This window comes from Listeria monocytogenes (genome assembly GCF_041765605.1).
GTDB lineage: Bacteria > Bacillota > Bacilli > Lactobacillales > Listeriaceae > Listeria > Listeria monocytogenes_D.
Genome location: NZ_CP168900.1, coordinates 2627244 through 2653420, shown reverse-complemented (window position 1 = coordinate 2653420; position 26177 = coordinate 2627244). Strand labels below are relative to the sequence as shown.

The following is a 26177-nucleotide window of genomic DNA, read 5'->3' as shown; positions in this document are numbered from 1 at the left end:
ACTTATTTTCAGCGACAAAACTCAGAGGCCATTTTCGGACGTTGTTTTTTGTTCCTTTTCAGCAGTGGGAACTCTCTTTTGGAAAAAACGGGCGTCGTACTTTTCTCATCGTAGCTTTGTAATAAAGAATACAGAAAAGTTGGATAAGTGTCAATAAATTCGTTAGCCTTGTGAGAGAAATCGCATAGTAGCAGTGTTTGAGAACGATTATCAATTGCCGTATTACTGTGATTTTTAAGTAAGAACTGTTATAATATAAGCGGAAATTGTAAACGCTTTCTCTATATAGGAGGTAATGTGATGGGCGCGAAAGTATCGGTGCAAATTAATGGCGTGGCGCGGGATGTGGTGGAAGGAACGCGAATATTGGACTATTTAAATGCAGAAGGAATACAGCATCCGCATATTTGCTATAGTGAGCAAATTGGACCAATTCAATCTTGTGATACATGTATGTGCGAGGTTGATGGGGAACTTGTGCGGGCGTGCAGCACGAATCTGACAGACGGGATGGAAATTAAAACAAATTCTGAATTAGCGAAAGACGCTCAATTAGAAGCAATGGACCGGATTTTGGAAAATCATTTACTGTATTGTACGGTTTGTGATAATAATAATGGCAATTGCAAAGTACATAATACAACAGAACTGCTTGGCGTGGAAAAACAAGACCGCCCATATCGGGAAAAGGGCTATTTAAATGATTTTTCACATCCATTTTATCGCTATGATCCGGATCAATGTATTCTTTGCGGGCGCTGCGTGGAGGCGTGTCAACAAGTGCAAGTGAATGAGACACTTTCGATTGATTGGGAGAGAAGTCAGCCGCGGGTTATTTGGGATGATGATCGTCCGGCGAATTTATCGTCATGTGTTTCTTGTGGGCTGTGTGCGACGGTGTGTCCTTGTAACGCATTGATGGAAAAATCGATGCTTGGCCAAGCTGGCTTTATGACTGGCTTAGACGAAGATATGCTAGAACCGATGATTGATATGGTGAAAAAAGTGGAGCCGAATTATCAAACCGTTTTTGCTGTGTCGGAAATGGAAGCAGCGATGCGGGAAACGCGGACGAAGAAAACGAAGACAGTTTGTACTTTCTGCGGGGTTGGTTGTACGTTTGAGGTGTGGACGAAGGATCGTAAAATTTTGAAAGTCGAGCCAACTGGAGAAGGTCCTGTGAACAAATTTGCTACGTGTGTGAAAGGGAAGTTTGGTTGGGATTTTGTCAATAGTGAGAAACGGATTACGACACCGCTCATTCGCGAGGGTAATGAATTTGTGCCGGCGAGCTGGGAAGATGCGATTCATCTAGTTGCGACCAAACTGCGAGAAATTCAGGCTAAATATGGAAATGATTCTATTGGATTTATTAGTTCTTCTAAAACAACCAATGAAGAGAACTATTTGATGCAAAAATTGGCGCGGCAGGTTTTTGAAACGAATAATATTGATAATTGTTCACGTTATTGTCAGGCGCCTGCTTCGGATGGGCTGACTCGGACGGTTGGGATTGGCGCGGATTCGGGGACAGTGGAAGATATTGAAACGGCCGGACTTGTCATTATTGTTGGTGCATCACCAGCCGATGGGCATCCAGTCCTTGCTAGCAGAATCAAGCGAGCTCAGAAGACACGCGGTCAAAAACTAATTGTTTCTGATTTACGAAAACACGAAATGGCAGAGCGTTCTGATTTATTCATACATCCAAAACAAGGAACAGACTTTGTTTGGTTAACAGCGGTTGCGAAATATATGATTGATCAAGGATGGCACGATGAAGTCTTTATGGAAAATCGTATTAGCAATGTGGCAGATTATCTAGCATTTTTAGAACCATTTACATTGGAATATGCGGAAAAAGAAACAGGGCTATCAGTAGAAACGTTGAAAAAAGTGGCGCAGATGGTTCATGAAGCAGACGGGACAGCGGTTTGTTGGGGAATGGGCGTTACGCAAAATATTGCGGGATCGCACACATCTTCGGCTATTGCCAATTTACTTCTTGTCACTGGGAACTTTGGCAGACACGGGGCAGGTGCATATCCGCTTAGAGGGCATAATAATGTACAAGGCGCTTGCGATATGGGCTCACTACCAAATGTTCTACCAGGAATTCAGCCACTTGGAAATGATGAAGTTCGCGCTCGTTTTGAAGAAGCTTATGGCGTGTCGATTTCACCAGAACCAGGGCTGAAAAACAATGAAATGCTTGATGCTATTGAGGCAGGAACGCTCCATTCTATGTATGTGATTGGTGAGGAAATGGCTTGGGTGGATTCTAACTCGAACCATGTGCAAGAAATCCTCGCTAGCCTTGATTTCTTTGTGGTTCAAGATGTATTTTTATCAAAAACGGCGCAGTTTGCTGATGTTGTTTTCCCGGCAGCGCCTTCTCTTGAAAAAGAAGGGACATTTACCAATACAGAACGTCGCGTGCAAAGACTTTATGAAGTGCTAGAGCCGCTTGGGGACTCGAAGCCGGACTGGTGGATTATTCAAGAAGTAGCAAGAGCATGCGGAAGAACAGATTGGAATTACGATCATCCGAGCGAAATTATGGACGAAATTGCTAGTTTGGCGCCATTTTTTGCAGGGGTTCGTTATGACCGGATGCAAGGATTTAATAGCCTGGTGTGGCCAGTGAGCGCGGATGGGAAGGATATGCCGTTACTTTACGAAGAAAGATTTAATTTCCCGGATGGCAAAGCGCAATTTTCGACGTTACCGTATATTGCCCCGATTACTTTCCCGGAAGAATATAATTTAACGTTGAATAATGGGCGTTTATTGGAGCAATTCCACGAGGGAAATTTGACTGATAAATCGAAAGGGCTGGATTATAAATTACCTGAAGTGTTTGTGGAAGTGTCACATGAATTAGCGAAGGAACGCGATTTGGAAAGTGGTTCGCTCGTTCGTCTAAGTTCGCCATATGGCCGCATCAAGCTTCGTGCCGTTGTGACTGAGCGGATGAAAGGGAATGAGGTCTATGTGCCAATGCATTCTGTGAGTAGCGAAACCGCGGTCAACTTACTGACTTCAAGCGCGGGAGATGTTCGGACGAAAACACCGGCATATAAACAAACAAAAGTGAACCTCACTGTACTTGAAAAAACAGGGAAAAACCCACTTCCAGACCATAATCCGCGTAATCGTAAAAGGTTCCCGCAAAACGGGGCTGAGGTAGAGCGCAAATGGTCAAGAGAAGATTATCAACCGATTTCTAAAGTGAACTGCGCCTGTGGTGGTAATTGCGGGTGTGGTGGGAAAGGGAGGAATCACTGATGGCAGAACCAATTTCAACGATTCGTGATACAAAAAAGACCCCGGAAGAATTGGAACAAGAACGTTTAGAACAAATGAAAGCGGATATTGCTGAACAAGATTCTGGTTTTGTAGAGATAGTAGAAACGGTAAAGTTACTGCAGGAATCGGGGGCACTTGAGGCGTTGAATAGCGCTATAAAGGCACGCGGAGACATTACAAAGACATTTTTGAATGAGTGGCGTAAGGAGCCGATGACGAATGCGATTAATAACATAATGATTTCAAGTAAGCTATTGACCGATACCAAACCAGAGCAAACCGAGGAAATGATAGCTAATTTAAAAAATGCTGCGAAAAAAGCAGAGGAAAGCGCGAAAAAAGAGGAAATCATGGGCATGTTAGCGATGATGAAGGCATTAAAAGACCCCGATATCAATCGCGCTCTCCGGTACGGCATAACCTTTTTAAAAGAAGTTGGGCAAACATTAAAATAAGTAGCCGAAACAGCGAGACTAAGATGTGTCGCTGTTTCAGTTTAGAGAGGAGTGGTTTTTGATGGATATCGTTTCGCACCAAAAAATCCGTCGTTTTGAAGCGGGCACTTTTCAAGAAATCGAATCAAGTGTTGCGACCGAGTATCCGCTAACTATCTACGTCAACGACCAAGAACTCGTGACCATCGTCTGCACGCCAGAATATCTGGAAGATTTAGTTGTAGGCTTTCTGACCTCGGAAGGCATCATTCGCGGACCAGGTGACATCGATTCCGTGGATATCATCGAAGCGACTGGACACGCCAAGGTTAGCGCTAATTTTGTGAATAAATTCAATGCCAAGTATCGCGGCAAGCGTTACATCACCTCGTGTTGCGGCAAGTCGCGGGAAAATTTCTACTTCCAATCAGACGCATCACTCGTCAACGTGAAGCAAAACGGAAGCTTGCAACTAACAACTAACACGATTTTCCGCTTAATGGAAAAATTCGAACAAAATTCCGCAACCTTTCATCAAACAGGTGGCGTGCACAATGCAGCCCTATGTAGTTCAGCAGAAATTATCTACAGCAGAATGGACATCGGACGTCATAATGCACTAGATAAAATATACGGCCGGGCCTTGCAAGACGGGACAGCGACCGAAAATAAAGCGATTATTTTTAGTGGGCGCATCTCTTCGGAAATTCTCGTTAAAACAGCAAAACTAGGTTGCGGAATTATTTTATCTCGTTCTGCCCCAACCGAACTGGCGATTAACATGGCCGAAGAACTTAATATTACAACTGTTGGTTTTATTCGTGGTGATAGGTTAAATGTCTATTCTGGATTTGAACGAATCACGTAAGTTTGATATGATGCAGTAAAATAGGACAGTAAGGTGAGCGGTGAAAATGAAACAAATATTAGTAGTAGATGATGATCGACACATACTTAAACTCGTAGGGCACTATCTCCGCGCAGAAGGTTTCCGTGTTCTTGAGGCGATTGACGGGATAGAAGCAGAAAAAATAGTTGAAACCGAGCAAGTTCATTTGGCGGTAATCGATGTGATGATGCCTAATATGGACGGTTTTGAACTTTGCCAAAAAATGCGCGCAAGTTTTCCAGATATTCCGGTTATTATGCTGACGGCCAAAGATGCGCTGGCGGATAAATCACGCGGTTTTGAAGTAGGAACAGATGATTATGTCACAAAACCATTTGAACCAGAAGAGCTGGTCTTTCGAATTCGCGCATTGCTACGGCGCTCCAATCAGGCGAGCGAAGTGAAAATCAACATCGGAAATATCACCATCGATCAAAAAAGTTACGGCATAAAAATTGGCAACCAAGAACGAATGATTCCCGTAAAAGAATTTGAACTCTTATATCAACTAGCGAGCTATCCCGGACGGATTTTTACCCGTGAGGAATTAATTGAGCGGATTTGGCAACGTGATTATGATGGCAGCGACCGGACAGTGGATGTACATATTAAACGTTTGCGGGACCATTTTGATGAAGAAAAGGATGGTATTCGAATTGTCACGGTACGCGGCGTTGGTTATAAATTGGAGGAGGCAACATGAAATCGTTATATAGCCGAATAGTTGTTACAATGCTTGTCGTCATCCTTTCCAGTAGTTTGCTCGGCTTTTTCTTTGCAAACATTTATTACCAAATAAAATTAAAACCTTTTAACGACGAAAAAACAGCCAAAATAGCGAAGGAAGTCCAACAATTTTACGAGTCAAATGCTACGATTTCTTTAAATGAGTACTTGGAAAATGTGGGCGAACTGGGATACGAATTATATTTGACAGATGGCGCGGAAAAATCCACTTATTTTGGTGGTGCTTTTCGGAAAAAAGATTTACCAGATAAGACAATTAAACAAGTACTAGACGGAGAGACATATCATGGAATTGACTCGTTCGATACAGGTATTTTCATCACAGGCTTTTTTGATAATGATGTGCGAAATACCATTGGTGTCCCGGTGCAAGCTGATGGTAAACAACTAGCGCTATTCATACGTCAAGACCCGGAACAACAATTTGGGGAACTTCGAATATTTTTCGCGATGATACTTATTTTCACATCCATCATTAGTATCCTATTTGTCCTGATTAGTGGCAGATATATTGTTAATCCGGTCGTGAAGCTGACGAATGCAACGAAAAAAATCCGTAAAGGTAATTACGATGTGGCACTCGAAGTCCGGCGTAAAGATGAGATTGGTCAGCTAGCAGACTCGTTTGCTAAAATGGCCAGTGAACTCGAAAAATCTGAAGCTGCACGCCAAGAATTTGTCGCCAATGTTTCTCATGAACTACAGTCTCCGCTCACATCCATGCAAGGCTTTGCGAGACTTTTAGGTTCTGGAACACTAACCGAAAAAGAACAAGCCGAATATTTAACCGTGTTATCAGAGGAGACAACACGTCTATCTTCCTTAACCAAACAACTACTCACACTCGCTTCACTTGATCAAGAATCAGAGCTACGGAAAAAAGAACCAGTTCACTTAGCCAAGCAGTGGCGCCAATTGATCCAAATGACCGAGTGGAGCTGGCGCGAGAAAGAACTAACGATAAACTTAGATTTAGCAGATGTAAACTATACTGGCGATGCCGAATTGCTTTACCAAGTATGGTCCAATTTGTTAACTAATGCGATTAAATTCACACCACAGGGCGGGAATATTCAAATTCACCTATACGAAGAAGGGACAAATGTTTTTGTTGAAGTCCAAGATAGCGGAGTCGGCATAAGTAAGTCGGATATGGCCAAGATTTTTGAACGGTTTTATAAAGCCAACCAGAGCCGCACCCGGGAAGAAGGCTCGAGTGGCCTAGGATTATCCATTTGCCAGAAAATCATTACACTCCATCACGGCGAAATAACCGTGCAAAGTAGCCCCGAAAAAGGCACGACATTCACAGTTAAACTACCAAAAAACTAAATTTGTAAAATCCGATTCACATTCCGTTTACAAAACTTCTTTAAACTAAGGGTAAGATCTTAGAAGGAGTTGAACGGAATGTTTTTGGCATTAAGAGAATTAAAACACTCAAAATTACGCTATATTTTAATCGGATTAATCATGGTATTAATTGCATGGCTCGTTTTGTTTGTAACGGGACTTGCGAATGGACTTGCAAATGATAATGGGGCAGCCATTTCATCCAATAAAGCGACTTATTATGTATTACAAAAAGACTCAGATAATCGCTTAACGAGGTCCAATTTAACTGCATCCGAAACAGAAAGCGTAGCGAAGCAAGTGAAAAAATCAGAAAGCACCAACCTGGGCGTGCAAATGGGCACGATCACACCACCCGACAAAGATAAAAAAACGGACATTACTTATTTCGGTATAGATAAAACAGGATTTATGAAACCGGCCATCTCAGAAGGAACAGAGCCACAGAAAACAACAGAAGTAGTAGCCGATATTTCTTTAAAAGAGTCTGGTTATAAATTAGGAAGCAAACTCAAAGATAGCGCAACAGGAGAAGAGTTCACGATTACCGCCTTCACCAAAAATAACACATTTAGCCATTCACCGGTTATATTCGTCGGCTGGGATGCTTGGAAGTTAGTGCATCAAACGAACCAAGCAGCAGAAGGAGAATATAACGCCGTAGCGCTAGATGTTTCTGAAAGCACAGCTAAAAACCTATCACTCGGTTCTATGAAACTTTCATCTAGTAAAGAAGTGCTTCAAGGTATCCCTGGCTACTCAGAAGAACAAGGATCACTACTGATGATGATTGCCTTTTTATTCGTCATCGCCGCATTTGTTCTAGCTGCTTTCTTTTACGTCATTACGATTCAAAAAATCAATCAATTTGGGATTTTAAAAGCAGTTGGTGCACGAACAGCCTATTTAGGTCGGAGTATCGTTACCCAAGTTGTTTTCCTATCAGTTGTCAGTTTGTTAATTGGTAATGGTTTAACATTTGGTCTCGCAGCAATTTTACCAGCGAGTATGCCATTTACACTCAGCCCGGTACTTGCAATCGGCTGTTCTGCTTTATTCCTTGTTGTCGCAGTCATCGGATCGATGTTATCACTCTATCGTGTAGCAAAAGTAGACGCGTTAGAAGCAATTGGGAGGGCAAACTAATGACTTTAATAATGAAAAATATTTCTAAAAATTATCAAGATGGCGAGCAAGTCATCGAAGTATTGAAAAATGTTTCTTTAGAAGTAGCACAAGGAGAATTCGTTGCAATCGTCGGACCTTCTGGCGCTGGGAAAAGTACATTTTTATCAATCGCAGGCGCTTTATTATCTCCAACAGAAGGCGAAATTGCCATTGGTGGAACGACATTAAATAACATGTCTGAAAAAGCATTAACGAAGGTGCGACTCGACAAAGTTGGCTTTATTTTCCAAGGTGCCAACTTAATTCCTTACCTAAGTGTTCGTGACCAACTACTCGTCATTGCGGAATTATCCGGTGAAAAAGGTAGCGCTGCGAAAGAAAGAGCAGATAAATTGCTTCAAGAATTAGGCTTAACCGCGCGCCAAAACAATTATCCGGAGAGTTTGTCAGGTGGCGAAAAACAACGCGTTGCCATTGCTAGAGCACTCATGAATGATCCAGATATTATTCTAGCCGATGAACCCACAGCTAGTTTAGATGCCAACCGCGGACATAAAGTAGTTCAAATGATTGCAGATGAAGTAAAACGGAAAAATAAAGCTGCCATCATGGTTACACATGACGAACGAGTGTTAGATTTAGTCGACCGTGTGATTCGAATTGAAGATGGCTATTTAAAAGCAGAATAAAAATTTGGTCCTCTTTGCGGGGGGCCAAATTTTTTTAGTTATTTATTGAAATACTAGCATAGAAACAGGCCGTGAAATGTACGAGTGATAGAAAAAGTCTTGAAATAGTACACAAAAACAACGGGTTTTGCACTATTTGCTTAAAAATGGCTCATTTCGTCACTGAACTGTCACAAAAAACATGCGCAGAAGTCTGTTTTTAGTATTCTTTAGTAGTGTCCCTCAAGATATAATCTTAAAGTGAATAAATAATTGGACGCCTTTAACGAAAATACAGGTGCTTTTTTATTATGAACAATGAAATAAAATTAATTATATATCTAATTTTGCAACCTAGATGAGGAGGACAATATGAAAAGAAAAATTAGTTTACTAATTGCAGTAGGAATAATCCTTTTACAATTAAGCGCAGACCCATTTGCTATATGGGCTTCAGAAAATAATGGAAACAATGCAAATGCAGCAGAGACGGCGACGAAATACAAAGTCATTTTAGATGTTCAGGGGAATTTGACTATTACAGAAGAGCTTGAAGCAGGTGAGCTGATCAAAACAAATCCGGCGATACCAGTTGTAGAAGGTTATGCCTTTTGGGGGTGGTATGATCAACCGAATGGGCAAGGAGTTCGCTGGACCCCAACTGGGTTACCAATGCCAGGACACGATTTGCATCTATACGGATATTTCACAATTAAAACCTACACAGCTACATTAATCTCAGAAGAACGAACAGCTACACAACCAGTTGTTTATCAAAATAAAATTAATGAACCTACAAAACCAGTAAAAGATGGTTATACATTTATTGGTTGGTATGATGCCGAAACAGGCGGCAAAAAATGGGATTTTGCTAACGATTTAATGCCGGGGAAAAACATCACACTATATGCTCGATTTGCATCTAAAACATATCCTATGACCTTTGATAATGGCGGAGTAACAACGACAGAAACAGTGGACTATGATGGTCTTGCAGAAGAACCAACAACACCAACGAAAGCTGGTTATACATTTGATGGTTGGTATGACGCAGAAACAGGCGGTAAAAAGTGGGATTTTGCTCAAGATAAGATGCCTGCAAATCCAGTAACTTTATATGCCCGTTTTACGATGAATAATTACACTGCGACTTTTAATAACGATGGAACAACGACAACGCAAACGGTCGATTATCAAGAAGCACTGACAGAACCAACCGAACCAACAAAAGATGGTTACACGTTTGACGGTTGGTACGACGCACAAACTGGCGGAACCAAATGGAATTTCGCGACGAACAAAATGCCAGCGAACAACATCACATTATATGCTCGTTATAGCGTTAAATCGTATACAGCAACATTTGACAAAGAAGGAACAACAACGACACAAACAGCTAATTATGATAGTCTTCTGACAGAACCGGCAGCACCGACAAAAGACGGTTACACATTTGATGGTTGGTACGATGCGGAGACAGGTGGAACCAAATGGAATTTTGCAACGAACAAAATGCCTGCCAAGAACGTCACATTGTACGCTCGTTTCACAGTCAAATCATATACAGCAACATTTGACAAAGACGGAACGACAACGACACAAACAGTCAATTACGATAGCCTTATCCAAGAACCGACAGCACCGACAAAAGACGGTTATACATTTACTGGTTGGTATGATGCCGAAACAGGTGGAAACAAATGGGATTTCGCAGCGAATAAAATGCCAGCGAAAAACGTCACATTATATGCCCGTTTTAGTACAAATGCTTATACAGCAACATTTGATAAAGAAGGAACAACAACGACACAAGCCGTTGATTACGACAGTCTTCTGACAGAACCAACAGCACCAACAAAAGATGGCTACACATTTGATGGCTGGTATGATGCCGAAACAGGCGGAACCAAATGGAATTTTGCGACCAATAAAATGCCAGCGAAAAACATGACATTATATGCTCGCTTCAGTTTAAAAGCCTATACAGCAACGTTTAATGTGGAAGATACCACAACGACACAAGCGGTTGACTACGATGCCCTAATCGAGGAGCCAACAGCACCAACAAAAGAAGGCCATACATTTGATGGCTGGTATGATGCGGAAACAGGTGGTAGTAAATGGGATTTTGCAGCAAATAAAATGCCAGCAAAAGACGTTACGCTATATGCCCGCTTTACCGTTAAATCATATACTGTCACACTTAATGGTGAAGCAGTAACAACACAAACAGTTGATTACCTAGGATTACTACAAGAACCGACAGCACCGATAAAAGCTGGTTATACATTTGATGGTTGGTATGATGCCGAAACAGGCGGGAATAAATGGGATTTTGCTACAAACAAAATGCCAGCAAATGATTTAGCTTTATATGCGCGCTTTACCAAAAACCCAGTAGCTCCGGTAGATCCAGTAGACCCGGTAAATCCGATTCAACCATCAGATCCATCAGATCCATCAGATCCATCAGATCCATCAGATCCAGCACATCAAGACGATCCAATCGATAATATCTTACCGGCAACAGAAAAAACAAACATTACTGCTGCGGTAAAACCAGCTAATGACCCTGTTAAGATAACAAAACAAAGTAAAAAATTACCAAAAACAGGCGACCAAGAAAATATCCTTTATCTATTAATAGGATTATTACTAATCGCTGGAACGTTTGGCTATATCAAAAAAATGTCTCATAAATAAAAATTGGAAGCCGCGTATGAAGCACGATGTTCATATGCGGCTTTTTTTCCTCTTTTACTAGTTAAATTAGTATCTATTGGGAATTGCTGAAAAAAGTAACGAAAATCAGCTCGGTTTAACAAAAACCTTGTAGCCCAACTGTTTTCGTGCGCTTGGGACGATTGTAATTCTTGTTAAAAAAGAATGATTATTAGAAAAGTAAAAATATTTCGTTCACAAAAAAGACGCACTTAGTAGAAAAGAACTGTTTTTAAGTCTGTTTTTAGTAAAAATCGAAAAGTTTTTACATATATAATACTATAGGGAGTTCGTGAGATATGCCTTTAAATGAATTAAATAGGCATGTTTTTTTATTTTAACTTTCACTTATTACTTAGTTTAACAACATGAATAGAGGGAGGAAAATCGTGAAAAGAAAATTAAGTTTAATTATTGTAGCAGGAATGATTCTTTTCCAATCATTTAGTGCATATCCATTAGCAACTTTTGCTGCAGATACTAAGCCACTTAAAGCAACTCTTCAAGCAGGTAGTACTTATGCAAGTGCATTTCCTGATGCTAATTTAGCGAAAGTTGTCGCACAAGCAGCGACTGGCTCGGATGATATTACACAAGTAGCGACACAAGATGATTTGGATAAAGTTGTGACACTAACAGCTAATTCAAAAGAAATCGCTAACTTAGCAGGGATTGATTTGTTACGTAATGTAACTAGCATCAATTTAAGCGACAACAAAATTACTACGGTTAGTTTGAAAGGTGATATCACTTTACCAAACGTAACTAGTATCAATTTAAGAGGTAACGATTTAACTACAATCGATATTCAAGATCAACCTAAATTAGTTAAAGTCTTTTGCGACACGCAAGATAGCGCAGAATTAACTGAAGTTGTTTTAAAGAATCTTCCAGACTTAAAAGTTGCTGGCGGTGTAAGTGATGCCTCTGGAGATACAATTGATTTCTCAAAAACACGCACATTAACGAAAATGACTTTAGAAAATTTACCAGCAATGGCAGGGGCTCTCGCTTTAAGTGAATGTTCTATGACAGAAGTAACAGTAAAAAATCTTCCGCTAGCAATCAACATAACTATCTATGATAATAAAGTAAAAACTTTAGCAGGATTAGAAGATTTACCACTTATTACAAGAATCTATGCAAGTAAAAATGAAATAACTGAATTAGATAGTTTAAAATCATTTCCAGAAGTAGCAAATATTGCAATAACTAATAACCATGTTAGTGTATTGCCGGAAGAGTTGAAAACAAAACTTCCAAAATTGACCTATATCAATGCATCAGATCAAACAATTACACTTCCTGAACAAACTGTTGCGTCAAATTTAGTTCTTGATAATAGTATCAAAAACTTTGGACAAGTAGCGACAGCGAACTCTATTTCAGATAAGGGTACTTATAAAGACAATCAAATTACGTGGACTGCTGCAAATTTAAAAGACGTAAATACAGTAGATTACGGATTTAGTGAGTCTGTGAGTCAATCTCCTATTGATGGAACTTTCTCTGGTAAAGTAACTGTTCCTTTGAAAAAAGTTGATTTACCAGTGATAACAGCAAGAGATGAAATCTATTATGATAAAAATGCAAACATATCTGAACAGGTATTTTTGTCAAATGTTGCAGCAAGTGTAACAGAAGGAGCCACTATAACATCTGATTACGATACAGTTGTTGATTTTACCAAAGGTGGAACTTATGAAGTAACATTAAATGCGAAAAACAGTGCAGGCTTTGAAGCGGAACCAGTGAAAGTAAAAGTTCACATTAATAAGGCGCTTGCCCCAGTTATTACAGCTAATCCGGAAATAAGCTATATGGTATTTGCTGAAGTGACAGAAGCTGATTTTCTGAAAAATATTCAAGCTTCAACGAATGATGGTTCTGTTATTACAAGTGATTTCGGAACAGTTGTAAAATTGAATGAAGCTGGTGATTATACAGTAACACTGAAATCTGTTAATTCAGATGACGTAGATGCAAAACCAGTTCAAGTAACGGTTCGTATTACTCCAAAACCTACGCCTATTTTAGCTAATGTTGTTTTTGATATAGACGATGTTCAAACAACAGAAGCTATTGTGGTGGAAGGTTTCATCACTGAACCAGCAGCACCAACAAAAGATGGTTATACTTTCGACGGTTGGTATGATGCGAAAACAGGCGGAAACAAATGGAACTTCGCAACAAACAAAATGCCGGCAGCAGGGATCACTTTATATGCGCAATTTAGCAAGATTGTAAATAATGACCCGCAAACAGGTGGCGGTACTACTGTAACCGAAAATAATAATGGCGGTTTATCGGATCCACCAGCAAATACAAATAATAAAGCTAAAGATCAAAACAAGAAGAGCCAAACAGGCAAACACCCGGCAACAGGTGACAGCCAAAATATGCTTTACTTGTTAGCAGGGCTATTACTTGTAGGTGTATCCTTACGTATTTTCAAAAAATCGTATAGCAAATAAAAAAAGATGGCCTCTATGAAAATAGAGAGCCATCTTTTTTTGTAAAATCATTTTTTGTTTTTAGTGAGCACATCCACTTCGGTCGGGCTTGCTAAAAATGCAGGAATTTCCCGTTTAAAACGTTTATAATGCTCTGTTGAATTATGGAATTGAATAGCAGCTTCATCTGCCCATTTTTCTAAGAGATAGAAGGTAGATGGGGTTTTCACAGAACGAACTAATTCATAGCCATGGTTTCCGGCTTCTGAAAGCGAACCTTGGATGACTAGCTCCACTTCTTTTAAAAATGATTCTATAAAATCTGGTTTCACTTGGATTTTCGCCTCTATGTGTATCAACTGCTATTCCTCCTATTTGTAATCTAACTGGATAACTGTTTCATCCGTTTTGAATTCTTCTAAAAACCAATGCGTTTTTTCAATGCTTTTAGGTGTTTCGTGTAATGTTTGATGGACAGCGCTCTCGCCAACCTGAACATCTTCTATATAGGCTTTTGCGTTCCCTGCGACAAAAAGTCTCGTTGCTAGAGAACTGTTTGTTGGTACGATTCCGTCGGTTGGATTATCTTCACTTAATTCACCTGCGATAGCGAGTACTTCTAAATTAGGGTTTATATCCGTTTGTTTTTCCATGAAATAATCTAATTGTGGTGTACTATTTGGTAATGTTTTGAAAGCGAGGTCTTTTCCGTTATCGTTTGGATCTAAATCATTAAAAGGTGAGCCGATTGCTACTAATTTACGCAATGTTGGCACCTCTTTGTCAGAAGGGTAATCTTCAGCAAAATAAGTCAAAGCCAATCCGCCGTTGGAATGACCGACACCATCCATTTGTGTGAAACCATAGCGGGATTTCAAGTCAGTCATAGCAATTTTCAACCATTTAGACCAATCATCTGGAGTTGCTTGGTTTTGGTCGAACGCAAATTTTATAATGGGACGTTTGGCATCTTTGGTTAATTCTCCTTGGAAAGTAATGTCGCCGTCTGAGTTAATAGACATCGCCATCGCTTCGTTAGAGGTTTTATATTCATTCATCAGCTGATCAGCCATTTCATCAAGAGAATGCGTATCGCCGCCGCTGCCATGAATTAGAATAATTGGTATTTGGTCTTTTAAATCTACTTTAGGAGGCTCGCTGCTCTCGGCCTCATCATTTTGGCATGCAGAAAGAATAAGCGCGCCAAAAAGTAAAATCATGATAGTAATAAAATATTTCTTCACTAAGTATCTTCCTCCATTCCAACTTATTATACCAAAAATCGACGTGACAATCATGTAAAACTCGTCTATAATCGAGGTACATAATGACGGAATTTTAGAAAGGTGCGAAAACTATTGGCAAATCTAGCAATTGACACAGTTATTACAGATATGGACGGTACATTACTTGTAAAAAAAGGAGATCAAATTCATCCTTTAAACAAAGAAGTATTAATGGATTGGCAAGCTGGCGGTAAAAAATTATTCCTAGCGACAGGTCGTTTGGATTTAGCAATTTTACCATTTATTCACGAACTGAAAATTAAAACACCAGTCATTTCCTGTAATGGCGGATTGGTACGCGATTTTACGACAGGAGAAATTTTATATAAAAGTAATATCGAGCTGGATCTAGTACATACTATCTTAGAGACGCTTGAGCCACTTGGGGTGAATTATCATATTTATACAACGGAACGAATTCTTGGACCAACCAATACTGGTAAAATCGCCTTTTTTAATGAATTGAATAAAACTTTACCAGAAAACGAACAGGTGCCAATTACGTTAACAACAGATCCTTTTAGTGTGCTTCGCGAAGGTGAATTTCCGCTAAAAGTACTTGTCATTGAATCGGACTTAGAAAAACGAGCAGAAATCAAAGCGGCTCTTGAAGGGTTGCCACTTTCTGTACTTGCATCGGCTTCGAATTTAATTGATATTATGAATGAGGGTATTGATAAAGCGAAAGGCCTAACTTATTTGGCGGATAACGGCTATATTGACCTGGATTCAACAATTGCTTTTGGTGATAATGAAAATGATGTCGGTATGATTGAATTAGCCGAAATTGGCGTAGCGATGGAAAATGGCATTCCGCTAGCTTTAGAAAAAGCGGATAAAATCGCAAAGCATCATGATATTGGTGGACTAGGATTGTTTATGCAAGAAGAAATTTTATAAGAAAAAGAATGGGTAGATAATAGGAAGCTGATCCTCAAAAGTGAGATTTTTAGATCTGGTTTTTGAGGATCAGCTTCTTTTTTTATAAGAATGGTTGCACTTAAAATGTATATATGCTAACATATGCATATAAAGAAATTAGCTACTTACAGAGGGGAAGTAATCACATGGCACATAACCACGATCATGCTCATGGACACAATCATAACCATGCGCATAATGCCAACAAAAAATCATTATTTATCAGTTTTATCTTAATCGCTACATTTATGATAGTGGAAGTTATTGGTGGAATTATGACCAATAGTTTGGCGCTGCTTTCTGATGCGGGGCATATGCTATCTGACGCAGTGGCGCTTGGTTTGAGTTTAGCGGCGTTCAAATTTGGCGAAAAAGCAGCCAGTTCGGATAAAACATATGGCTATAAACGATTTGAAATTTTAGCAGCATTTTTAAATGGGTTAACGCTCGTTGGGATTTCTGTTTTCATATTTTATGAAGCAATTGGTCGCTTCTTTGATCCGCCACAAGTAATTGGCGCAGGGATGATGACCATTTCTGTTATTGGGTTACTGGTCAACATTTTAGTCGCTTGGATTTTAATGAAAGGTGATACTAGCGAGAATTTGAATATGCGTAGTGCCTTCTTGCATGTACTTGGAGATTTGCTTGGTTCTGTAGGCGCGATTATTGCTGCATTACTAATTATTTTCCTAGGCTGGAATATCGCCGATCCAATCGCCAGTGTTATCGTTGCGGCGCTTATCTTAGTTAGTGGTTGGCGTGTGCTGAAAGATGCGATTCATATTTTGATGGAAGGAAAACCGGCGAATGTGGATACAGAAGAAATCAAGACATTCTTCCAACAACAAGATGGTGTGAAGGAAGTGCATGATTTACATGTGTGGGCGATTACTTCGGATTTCAATGCTCTTACAGCTCATTTGACCGTATGTGAAGATGCTGACCGAGATAAAATTTTGGCAGATATCGAGCATTATTTGCAAGAGAATTTCTCATTGGAACACAGTACGATTCAACTTGAAGGAAATCATGCTCACCATCATCACTGCAATTAATGCCACTTCATGATATGATGAACGTATCAATTAGAGGAGTTGGTTTAGATGGAAGAACAAGTTGATTTAGGTCATTTTTTGAAAAAAACTTTTATCGCTGTAGTTGCCGTAACCTTAGTATTTATCGGGGTTCTAGCAATGTTCACAATCATCGGTGTTATTATCGCTATCCCACTACTAAAAAAAGCTAGCAAAATGCTTCTTTCCACAAAAGAAGATAGCGACCATACTCATTCACACGGCGGCAAGTTGAAAATCAAATGCCCGGCCTGTCATGCGAAAATGAAATTCAAAGATAGTGAACTGCTTGACGAAAAATAAGTTTTAAAGCCTTCTCAGTGAATTTGAGAAGGCTTTTTTATCTAAATGTGCATTATTTTAAGAAATTCGGGAAAAGGAAACGAGAGGTGTTGTCAAATGAAAGCTGTAGGATTAACAAAAGCGTCAACGGGTTTCGTGGATATAGAAATTGACCAACCAGTACCAGGAAGTCATGATTTACTAGTGAAAATTAAAGCTATTTCCATCAATCCAGTAGATACTAAGCAACTTGAAGCAACTAAGCTATCCGGAGAAGAAGTTCGAATTTTAGGCTGGGATGCAGTTGGAGAGGTTGTCGATACTGGGAGTGATGTTACTTTATTTAAAACTGGCCAAGACGTTTATTTCGCTGGTGACGTCACAAGGCCCGGAGCGTATGCAGAATTCACTTTAATTGATGAACGGTTAGTTGGTTTGAAACCACAGAAATTAACCGTAGAGGAAGCTGCTGCGATGCCACTGACCACTATTACAGCGTGGGAAGCACTCTTTGAACGTTTAGGAATTACGGAAAATGACAAAGGAAAAGCGATTTTAATTATTAATGGAGCTGGTGGTGTTGGTTCCATTGCGACTCAGTTGGCTGCGAACGCTGGCCTTGAAGTCATTGCCACTGCATCGCGCGCAGAAACAATAGAATGGACCAAGAAGCACGGTGCGAACTATGTTATCAATCACCGAGAAAATATCCCAAAACAACTGAATGAACTTGGATTTGAGCAGAGTGTTGATTTTATTTTATGTTTGCATAACACTAACGCTCACTGGGACGTGATGCAAGAAGTGATTCGCCCACAAGGGAAAATTTGCTCTATTGTAGAACTTGCAGAGCCAGTGAAAATGACTCTTTTAAAAGACAAGAGTGCTACTTTCAGCTATGAATTCATGTTTACTCGCTCGAAATATAATACAGAAGATAAAATTAAGCAGCATGAGATTTTAACGGAAGCGGCACAAATGTTAGATGCGGGCGAATTAACAACGACATTAAATCAAGTTTTATCACCCGTGAACGCGGCGACAATAGAAGAAGCTCACAAAATTATCTCATCCGGAAAAATGATTGGAAAATTAGTAGTGAAAGGATTGGAGTAATGATGAGTGAAAAACAAGTTGCGCTATATATCGCAGTTAGCTTGGACGGTTACATTGCAGATGAAAACGGAAGTGTCGAATGGTTAGAATCTATTGATAGTGAAGGGGATGCAGGTTATGAAGCTTTCTTTGACAACGTAGATACAGTTGTCATGGGACGGACGACGTATCAACAAATTTTCTCGCTTACGGACACGTTCCCTTACAGTAAAAAAGATGTCTACGTTTTTTCCAACACGAAAGCTGGGACAAAAGACGAATACGCTGACTTTGTTGCCGGCACTGTTGATACCTGGTTAAATAACATTGATGGTGAAAAAATCTGGCTTGTTGGTGGCGCGAAATTAGTGCAACAATTTTTAAAAGAGAAGGCGATAGATCGCTTTGTGATAACGATTGCGCCGATTATTTTAGGAAAAGGAATTCCGCTCTTTGAAGAAGATAGAGAGCACGCGCTAGAGCTGGAAGAAGTAACTCGTTTCGGCCAGTTTGCACAACTAACGTATAAAAACTTGGAGGAAAATTAAATGAAAATTGCCGCTTTTGATATTGATGCACAAAAAGGCTTTACACCGCTTTGTCCCGATGAATTACCGGTTTCGGGCGGAGACAAAATTGTGCCAGAACTTAATTTTATGGCAAGCCTTGCTTCTATTCGAATTGGTAGTAAAGATGCGCATCCGCAAAATGCTGTATGGGTAGTTGATTCCAAAGACGAAATGCTGGCTAAACTCGAATATCCAAATGCAGACCGTACTTGGGTAAGGCACTGTGAACCAGGTACAAAAGGTTTTGAATTATTAGATGGTTTACCAGTTGTGACTGATTATGATTACTTTATTTGGAAAGGTATGGAGCCGGACATTCATCCGTACGGCGCTTGTTACCACGATATTGTCGAACAGCTTTCAACTGGAGTACTTGAGTATTTACGCGAACAAAAAGTTGATTTAGTTCTTGTTGGAGGTTTAGCTTTTGATTTTTGTGTGAAAACTACGGTTATACAGTTAAGTAGGGCAGGCTTTTCTGTATTAGTTTATTTACCAGCGACACGTGCATTATCTGAACAAGGTTTTGATGAAACAAAAGAGCAATTAGCAAATACCGAGAAAGTGCAACTTATCGAAACAAGGGAGGAACTTGTCGCCTATTGCCAGTAATTATATTGGAAGAGGTGAGGGGAATGAGGAAAGTTGGTATATTTCCTAGTATGATAATTCTTTTCACAGTAGGAATTTCTGCTGTGTTATATCCGCTACTACCTTCTGAAGTGGCGGTGCATTTCGGTACGGACTTCTCCCCAGATATGTTTATGCAAAAGTGGCTCGGCTTAATTCTGATTCCTTTTTTAATGATTATGTTTACGGGAACGGAATATTACGGAAAAGAAAAAGTGAATCAAGAGAGTTTGTTGGAATTTGAATATTGTTTTAGACTGTTGTTAGTGCTGTTAACAATCATTCAAATGAGTATTATTGTATACGCGCTAGGTTACGATATCCCGACTGGTAGATTTTCTCTAGTCACAGCAGGAGCATTCATGTTCGTTGTTGCGGCCTACATTCAATACTCGAAAAAACTCTTTAAATTTTTAACGATGATTGGTTTTAAAAAGATCGATGCATGGTCAAGAAACCTACTTAGAAAAATCACAACTGTTACACTTAATATAGCTGGTACAATCTGTTTTATTCTTGCTTTGTTTATGCGTAATGACCCCAGTTACTTAATGTTAGCAATGTTGATGACGATGTGTGTGATTGTTGTTGGTTCAGGAGTTTACCTAAATAAGAAATAAAAATATAACAGTTTATATTTACAATTGATACAGTTTCGGTTTATAATGGTGGCGGAAGTTCTGCGCGAATTTGGCAGGAAGTCCGTCATTTTTTTGCGTAATCAAAAAGCGCTTACAAAAGAGGAGGAGAAATATTGCATAAAACAGCCAGAAAAATGGTAGTGGCACTCAGTTTATTATGTTTACTAGCACTTACAGCATGTCAGTCTGGCAATAAAGGGGAAAATGAAAAAGTAACATCGGACAAGAAAGCCAAAGTGGTTAACATCATGGAAACGAGTGGAATTCCGAATGCAAGTCCAACACTCGCAGACAATAGCGTAAGTTTCCGAGTAATCAATCAAATTTTTGAAGGATTATATCGATTAGATAAAAACGGGAAACCGGCACTCGCTCTAGCTGCCAGTGAACCTGAAGAAAAAGATGGCGGGAAAACACTTATTTTTAAAATTCGCGAAGATGCTAATTGGTCCAATGGCGACCCAGTGACGGCGCATGATTTTGAATACGCTTGGAAAAAAGTGGTGGATCCAAAAACAGCCGCTGCATACGGACCACAAATGGAGGAAATCGTCAAAAATGCTACCCAAATTTTGAAAGGTGAAATGTCACCGGATGAACTTGGAATCAAAGCGTTAGACGACAAAACGCTACAAATCGAACTAGAAAACCCAGTGCCAATTTTCAAAGAACTCCTAACGACTGGGACATTCTTCCCGGAAAATCAAGCATTTGTAGAAAAACAAGGTGACCGTTATGGGACTAAAAGCGACACATTGATTTCCAACGGCCCGTATAAATTAGAAAATTGGAATGGAACAAATATGACATGGGATTACGTTAAAAATCCGACTTACTGGGATAAAAAGAACGTTCCAACTGAAAAAATCCATGTAACTGTTGTAAAAGATACTAATGCAGCTTTAAACTTATACAATACAAACAAATTGGACCGCGTAGAGCTTGATGGTGAATTTGTTAAACAATACAAAGATGATAAAAACTTCCATAAAGAAGCAACCGGACGCTCTGTTTATATGAAAATGAACCAAGGCAAAGACGGTGTGAAAACGGATTTAGCTAACTTAAACTTGCGTCGCGGTTTAGCGATGGCTATCGATAAGACTGGCATGGTCAACACACTACTTGCCAATGGATCTAAAGCATTAAACGGGGATGTTCCCGGTGATATCATGTTTGACCCAGAAACAAAAGAAGATTACCGTAAACAAAACGGCGACTTACTCAAGTTTGACCAACAAGAAGCTACAAACGCATGGAAGCAAGGCTTGAAAGAAATCGGGAAAACCGAATTAACACTTACGTTAACAAGTGGCGACACATCCTTGCAACGCAAACAAACAGAATTTATCCAAAATCAATTAGAAGAAAACCTTCCTGGACTAACAATCAAATTAAAAAATGTCACAAACCAAGCGAGTTTCCAAGCAGACGTGACACAAGATTTTGAACTGTTACTAGGCGGATGGGGTGGCGATTATCAAGATCCGCTCACATACCTCAACCTATTCTTAACAAACAGCCCTGGGAACCACACAGGCTTCTCGGATGCTAAATACGATGAATTAGTCCTAGGAGCCAAGGGTAAACTTTCGGCAGATCCAGAAAAAAGATGGCAAGCACTACTAGAAGCGGAACAAATTTTACTTAAAGATAACGCCGTGCTTATCCCGCTATACCAAGGTGGCCGCGCGTACTTGCAAAAAAGTAATCTGAAAAACTACACCACGTATCCAATCGGTTCAGAAAACTACAAATGGATTGAAAAAAATTAATTTAAAAGAGTCTAGTTAACCAAACTAGGCTCTTTTTTTATACCCGAAAGAAAATAAGACTTAGGATGTACCAATTTTCAGCCTAGAGCCGTTCGTCCCTTTTTTGAATCTCCCCTATAATAAACCTATCAACAAAAAAGGACGGTAAAAACAATGAAAAAGGGACTTTTCGGTTTACTGGCTGCAATTTTTGTATTAACAATGGTTGTAATTGAATTTTCAGCACCAATTGGATCAGCAGCAAATACATATTACGTTACAATCAAAAACGATGGAAAAGAAGTTACTAAGTCAAAATTTAAAGGGTACTCTTTCCAAGAATCGTGTTTAGATAATCAAGGAAACAGTCACAAAGTTAACTTCATGTCAACAACACAACTTAAAAAGAATAAGCAGTATAAAATCGTCGTTCAAGACAACGAATTACTCGTCCAAGCCAAGGAAATAAACAGTGTTCCGCTTGCAAGTAGTAAATAAAATTAGAAAAGAGGAAAAAATCATGAATAGTTTTTGGAAAATATTTTTTACAGTTATTTTAGGATTTATCGCACTTAATATCGTACTTGATATCGTTGGAATCACGCTTCACTTCTTATTCCCAGTACTTATACTAGGTGGTATTGGATATCTGCTTTATCGTATGTGGGGTAATTCTCCAAAACGCCCAAGTCGCGATAATGAAGACCGCTACAACTGGTAATACATTTGCTAAAAAAGCTCCCTAGGCTTTTAGATATAATGAACCTAATTTCTTTTACAGAAGTTAGGTTTTTTTGTATGGTAAGTTTGTTATAATAGGAGAAAGGAAATGAGGCGATGAAAATGAAAAAAGATATAATTCTCAAATCAGTTGTTATATCAATCATTACAGCCCTAGTTTTCAACATTAAACGAAAAAAAGTCAAATAACCGCCAGAAAATTGATATTCCTGATTAAATGGCTATTTTAAGCCATTTGCATCTAATTTCGGTGTCGGTATGCTATAATAACAAAAAGAAAATCATGGAGGACATAGAGATGAATATTGATAACACCTTACTAAAACAAGATGTGTGGCGATTTATTGATAATACAACGATTAATCCAGCTTTCGATGCCATTCAATCATTCGCGACAGATGATACGCTATGTCGCTCGGTCGGAGCGAGAATAGCGCCATCTACTGTTCGTGGCTGGGTGCATGAAAAAACAGTTTCCCTTGGAATTCAAGATTCTAAGTTACCTGATATAGATAAAGGAATTGCCTTTTTACAAGAACAAGGCTACCGTGTTGTAGTTAGAAATTCCGGTGGCTTAGCTGTTGTCCTTGATTCAGGGGTACTTAATTTGTCGATGGTGCTCCCGGATGCAGAACGCGGAATTGCGATTGAGCGTGGTTATGAAACAATGTTTACACTTATCAAAGACATGTTTGTAGATTGCAATGAAGTAATTGAAGCGAAAGAAATAGAAGACTCTTATTGTCCTGGTAGTTACGACCTCAGCATTCAAGGGAAAAAATTTGCTGGTATTTCTCAGCGCAGAATGGCAAAAGGCGTAGCGGTCCAAATTTATTTAGCGATTGACGGGGATCAAACTGCTCGTTCAGAACTGATCCGCGATTTTTATACGATTAGCGGAAAAGCAAAGCAAACAAAATATACGTTTCCTAATGTGAATCCAGATGTTATGGGCTCGCTTTCGGACTTGATGAAGACTGATATAAGCTTAAATGATACGTTGGTACGCCTTTTCAATAGTTTGCGACACTATGCAGGTGAACTTGTCTCTGGAACGCTTACACCTGAAGAATTAGATCTTTTTCCGGCCTACTACGAACGTTTAATTGCTCGAAATGATAAAGTGCTTACTTGAGAGGAGAGTGTTGCATGAGTTATTTAACAGAGAAATTACTAGAAGAGAAAGTGTTTAAAGACCCGGTTCATGGATATGTGCATGTTTCTGACAAAATAATTTGGGATTTGATTGCTACAAAAGAGTTTCAGCGCTTGCGTCGCATCCACCAATTGGGGACGACTTCATTAACTTTTCACGGGGCAGAACATAGCCGCTTTAATCATTCCTTAGGTGTTTACGAAATCGTGCGACAAATAATCGATGTGACATTCGCGAATGAGCCACAGCTGGATCCGGAAGAACGTATGGTGGCATTGTGTGCTGCACTTTTACATGATTTAGGGCACGGGCCATTTTCGCATGCTTTTGAAAAAGTCTTTGGTACGGACCATGAAGCATATACGCAGGAAATCATAATTGGAGATACGGAAGTTAGTGACGTATTGATGCGAGTGGGAGAAGAATTTCCACTTAAGGTTGCTGCTATTATTAAGAAAAATTATCCGAATCAAACTTTGGTGAAGTTGATTTCGAGTCAAATTGATGCTGATCGAATGGATTATTTACTTCGAGATGCCTATTATACTGGAGTGAGTTACGGGAAGTTTGATTTAGAGCGGATTTTGCGAGTTCTACGCCCAAGCCCAGATGGCAATGGTGTTATTGTAAAATATTCTGGTATGCATGCGGTAGAAGATTATATTATGAGTCGCTATCAAATGTATCAACAAGTATACTTTCATCCGGTTAGTCGTAGCGGTGAAGTATTATTATGGAAAATCCTTGAGCGCGCTAAGAAGTTATATTGCGCGGGTTATGAATTTCAAGTGACCCCCATACAAGTATTACCATTCTTTGTAAATGAAGTGAGTTTAAAAGATTACGTGGTACTTGATGATATTGTGTTGATGTATTATTTTTCTATTTGGCAAGAGGAAGAAGATCCGATTTTGAGCGATTTATGTAGTCGTTTTTTGAATAGGAGATTGCTTCGATACATTAACTATGATCCAAAAGAAGATGCCGAACTTTATGCAGAACTAAAAGGACTTCTTGAAAAAGCTGATATTGATCCGTCGTATTATTTAGTGATTGATTCTTCCAGCGATTTGCCTTATGATTACTATCTTCCTGGAGTTGGCAGCGGCAAAGACCCTATTAAGTTATTGATGGGAAATGGCGAATTGCGGGAGTTGTCGACCGAGTCACCAGTTGTGGAAGCGATTGGGCGAGAACGTCGGACAGATATTAAATTATATTATCCGCTCGATTTTATCGAAAGTGGCGATGTAGACCAAGCGATTACAGAAAGAATGATTGCGCTTATTCATGCACATTCATTGAAGGAAAAATAATAAAGCAAGGCGAAATGCCTTGCTTCTTACACACTTAAATATCAGATTTCCTTACGCCGCCAACACCGTAATCCGTTTTTTTCATTTCTTCTAGGATTACATGGATATTTTCTTTTGGTGCTTTTAGATTTTTGGAAACTACTTCTGTTACTTCGCTAACTAAAGCTTTCTTTTGATCGTCTGAACGACCTTCTAAAAATTGAATGGTAACAAATGGCATTTTCTCACCTCGATCAACGTTTTTTTCATTATAGCATATAAAATTTACCCAATAAAAGATAAAGGAGGCACTTATGCCTAGTTTTCTCGCTTATCCACTTGAAATGATACCGTATGTTTTAGTTACATTATTAATTGCCTTTACAATCCATGAATGGGCGCATGCCTTGGTTGCGCTCGCTTTTGGGGATGATACGGCCAAAAATCAAGGGAGACTCTCTCTAAACCCCGTAGTACATATTGATTTATTCGGTTTACTAATGATATTAATTGCTGGCTTTGGTTGGGCCAAACCGACTCCGGTAAATCGTTTTAAATTAAAGAAACGCCGACTTGGAAGTATACTTGTTTCGCTTGCGGGACCAGTAAGTAATTTACTGCTTGCGATGATTGGTGTTGGCTTCTATGCTTTATTTTTAAATTATTCCTTCTTTACATATGGTTCCGTTGCGGAAACTTTTTTAATGATTTTTGTACAATTAAATCTAGTGTTATTTGTATTTAACTTGATTCCGCTTCCGCCGCTGGATGGTTATCAAATACTAGTGGAATTTCTACCAATGTCAGCTAGGGCTAAGCTGGAACCGCTTGAACGCTATGCGATGCTTATTTTCCTAGTGGTGGCTTTAACACCTATTTCAGAATTTACGATTCAGCCAATTTTTAATACCGTTATTCCATTTGTTCTAAATGTGATTTTGACAATATTTGGTCTGACATCATTTTAACCTGTTGCTTTTCATGCTATTTTTCACTATAATATAATGCGTCTATTCTTCTGACCGGAAA

General features: G+C 39.4%; 25 protein-coding genes and 1 other annotated feature (1 of these 26 only partly in view). Of the genes, 22 read left to right on the top strand and 3 right to left on the bottom strand.

The window, feature by feature from the left end:
• Positions 1-121: a binding site (T-box leader), on the bottom strand (it extends 128 nt beyond the left edge of the window).
• Positions 122-300: 179 nt separating this feature from the next.
• From fdhF to AB2Q86_RS13405, 9 genes are all read left to right on the top strand, one after another.
• Entirely contained in the window at positions 301-3288 is a 2988-nt protein-coding gene (gene fdhF / locus AB2Q86_RS13445) for a formate dehydrogenase subunit alpha (protein WP_012580713.1), read from the top strand.
• A complete protein-coding gene (locus tag AB2Q86_RS13440) occupies positions 3288-3764 on the top strand; it encodes a DUF1641 domain-containing protein (protein WP_012580714.1) in 477 nt (158 codons plus the stop codon). Before fdhF ends, AB2Q86_RS13440 begins: the two co-directional genes overlap by 1 nt.
• 61 nt (positions 3765-3825) lie before the next feature.
• Positions 3826-4611 carry a formate dehydrogenase accessory sulfurtransferase FdhD gene (gene fdhD, locus AB2Q86_RS13435; protein ID WP_012580715.1) on the top strand — a complete coding sequence of 262 codons (786 nt, stop codon included), beginning with the start codon at positions 3826-3828 and terminating at the stop codon, positions 4609-4611.
• Positions 4612-4657: 46 nt separating this feature from the next.
• Positions 4658-5335 (top strand): response regulator transcription factor, encoded by a 678-nt coding sequence (locus tag AB2Q86_RS13430; RefSeq protein ID WP_012580716.1) that lies wholly within the window; start codon positions 4658-4660, stop codon positions 5333-5335.
• On the top strand, positions 5332-6711 hold the full coding sequence (locus AB2Q86_RS13425) for a cell wall metabolism sensor histidine kinase WalK (RefSeq protein ID WP_012580717.1): 1380 nt from the start codon (positions 5332-5334) through the stop codon (positions 6709-6711). Before AB2Q86_RS13430 ends, AB2Q86_RS13425 begins: the two co-directional genes overlap by 4 nt.
• A gap of 78 nt (positions 6712-6789) precedes the next feature.
• Positions 6790-7878 (top strand): ABC transporter permease, encoded by a 1089-nt coding sequence (locus AB2Q86_RS13420; protein WP_012580718.1) that lies wholly within the window; start codon positions 6790-6792, stop codon positions 7876-7878.
• Entirely contained in the window at positions 7878-8549 is a 672-nt protein-coding gene (locus AB2Q86_RS13415) for an ABC transporter ATP-binding protein (protein WP_003729288.1), read from the top strand. Before AB2Q86_RS13420 ends, AB2Q86_RS13415 begins: the two co-directional genes overlap by 1 nt.
• Before the next feature lie 351 nt (positions 8550-8900).
• Positions 8901-11231 carry an InlB B-repeat-containing protein gene (locus AB2Q86_RS13410; protein WP_119721748.1) on the top strand — a complete coding sequence of 777 codons (2331 nt, stop codon included), beginning with the start codon at positions 8901-8903 and terminating at the stop codon, positions 11229-11231.
• A gap of 407 nt (positions 11232-11638) precedes the next feature.
• On the top strand, positions 11639-13723 hold the full coding sequence (locus tag AB2Q86_RS13405; protein ID WP_012580721.1) for a LapB repeat-containing protein: 2085 nt from the start codon (positions 11639-11641) through the stop codon (positions 13721-13723).
• Positions 13724-13770: 47 nt separating this feature from the next.
• On the opposite strand, the gene AB2Q86_RS13400 is transcribed toward AB2Q86_RS13405, so the two are convergent.
• On the bottom strand, positions 13771-14061 hold the full coding sequence (locus tag AB2Q86_RS13400; protein ID WP_012580722.1) for a putative quinol monooxygenase: 291 nt from the start codon (positions 14059-14061) through the stop codon (positions 13771-13773).
• Between the two features lie 12 nt (positions 14062-14073).
• On the bottom strand, positions 14074-14946 hold the full coding sequence (locus AB2Q86_RS13395; RefSeq protein ID WP_012580723.1) for an alpha/beta hydrolase: 873 nt from the start codon (positions 14944-14946) through the stop codon (positions 14074-14076).
• A 114-nt stretch (positions 14947-15060) separates the two neighbouring features.
• Between AB2Q86_RS13395 and AB2Q86_RS13390 the strand changes: the two genes are divergently transcribed.
• The 12 genes from AB2Q86_RS13390 to AB2Q86_RS13335 all read left to right on the top strand — a co-directional run bounded on the left by AB2Q86_RS13390 (position 15061) and on the right by AB2Q86_RS13335 (position 25169).
• Positions 15061-15888: a Cof-type HAD-IIB family hydrolase gene (locus AB2Q86_RS13390; protein ID WP_012580724.1), complete on the top strand. Its 828-nt coding sequence runs from the start codon at positions 15061-15063 to the stop codon at positions 15886-15888.
• Positions 15889-16055: 167 nt separating this feature from the next.
• Positions 16056-16967: a cation diffusion facilitator family transporter gene (locus AB2Q86_RS13385; RefSeq protein ID WP_003729281.1), complete on the top strand. Its 912-nt coding sequence runs from the start codon at positions 16056-16058 to the stop codon at positions 16965-16967.
• A 48-nt stretch (positions 16968-17015) separates the two neighbouring features.
• Entirely contained in the window at positions 17016-17288 is a 273-nt protein-coding gene (locus AB2Q86_RS13380; protein WP_003729280.1) for a hypothetical protein, read from the top strand.
• 96 nt (positions 17289-17384) lie between these two features.
• Positions 17385-18383, top strand: coding sequence for a zinc-binding alcohol dehydrogenase family protein (locus AB2Q86_RS13375; protein WP_012580725.1), 999 nt, complete (start codon positions 17385-17387; stop codon positions 18381-18383).
• A 2-nt stretch (positions 18384-18385) separates the two neighbouring features.
• Entirely contained in the window at positions 18386-18910 is a 525-nt protein-coding gene (locus tag AB2Q86_RS13370; protein WP_003726114.1) for a dihydrofolate reductase family protein, read from the top strand.
• A complete protein-coding gene (locus AB2Q86_RS13365) occupies positions 18911-19543 on the top strand; it encodes a nicotinamidase (RefSeq protein WP_012580726.1) in 633 nt (210 codons plus the stop codon).
• 23 nt (positions 19544-19566) lie between these two features.
• A complete protein-coding gene (locus tag AB2Q86_RS13360) occupies positions 19567-20181 on the top strand; it encodes an SdpI family protein (protein ID WP_003726112.1) in 615 nt (204 codons plus the stop codon).
• Between the two features lie 134 nt (positions 20182-20315).
• Positions 20316-21977 (top strand): peptide ABC transporter substrate-binding protein, encoded by a 1662-nt coding sequence (locus tag AB2Q86_RS13355; protein WP_012580727.1) that lies wholly within the window; start codon positions 20316-20318, stop codon positions 21975-21977.
• A gap of 153 nt (positions 21978-22130) precedes the next feature.
• Positions 22131-22454, top strand: a complete 324-nt coding sequence (locus AB2Q86_RS13350) for a YxeA family protein (protein WP_003729275.1) — start codon at positions 22131-22133, stop codon at positions 22452-22454.
• Between the two features lie 22 nt (positions 22455-22476).
• On the top strand, positions 22477-22677 hold the full coding sequence (locus tag AB2Q86_RS13345) for a hypothetical protein (protein WP_003729274.1): 201 nt from the start codon (positions 22477-22479) through the stop codon (positions 22675-22677).
• Between the two features lie 318 nt (positions 22678-22995).
• Complete coding sequence (locus tag AB2Q86_RS13340) at positions 22996-23832, top strand: lipoyl-[GcvH]:protein N-lipoyltransferase (protein ID WP_012580728.1); 837 nt, start codon at positions 22996-22998, stop codon at positions 23830-23832.
• A gap of 14 nt (positions 23833-23846) precedes the next feature.
• Positions 23847-25169 (top strand): HD domain-containing protein, encoded by a 1323-nt coding sequence (locus AB2Q86_RS13335; protein WP_012580729.1) that lies wholly within the window; start codon positions 23847-23849, stop codon positions 25167-25169.
• A 34-nt stretch (positions 25170-25203) separates the two neighbouring features.
• Here AB2Q86_RS13335 and AB2Q86_RS13330 read toward each other — a convergent pair whose 3' ends face one another.
• Positions 25204-25389, bottom strand: a complete 186-nt coding sequence (locus AB2Q86_RS13330) for a 2-hydroxymuconate tautomerase (protein WP_003729271.1) — start codon at positions 25387-25389, stop codon at positions 25204-25206.
• Between the two features lie 73 nt (positions 25390-25462).
• Between AB2Q86_RS13330 and AB2Q86_RS13325 the strand changes: the two genes are divergently transcribed.
• Positions 25463-26116, top strand: a complete 654-nt coding sequence (locus tag AB2Q86_RS13325; protein WP_012580730.1) for a site-2 protease family protein — start codon at positions 25463-25465, stop codon at positions 26114-26116.
• The last annotated feature ends 61 nt before the right edge of the window (positions 26117-26177 follow it).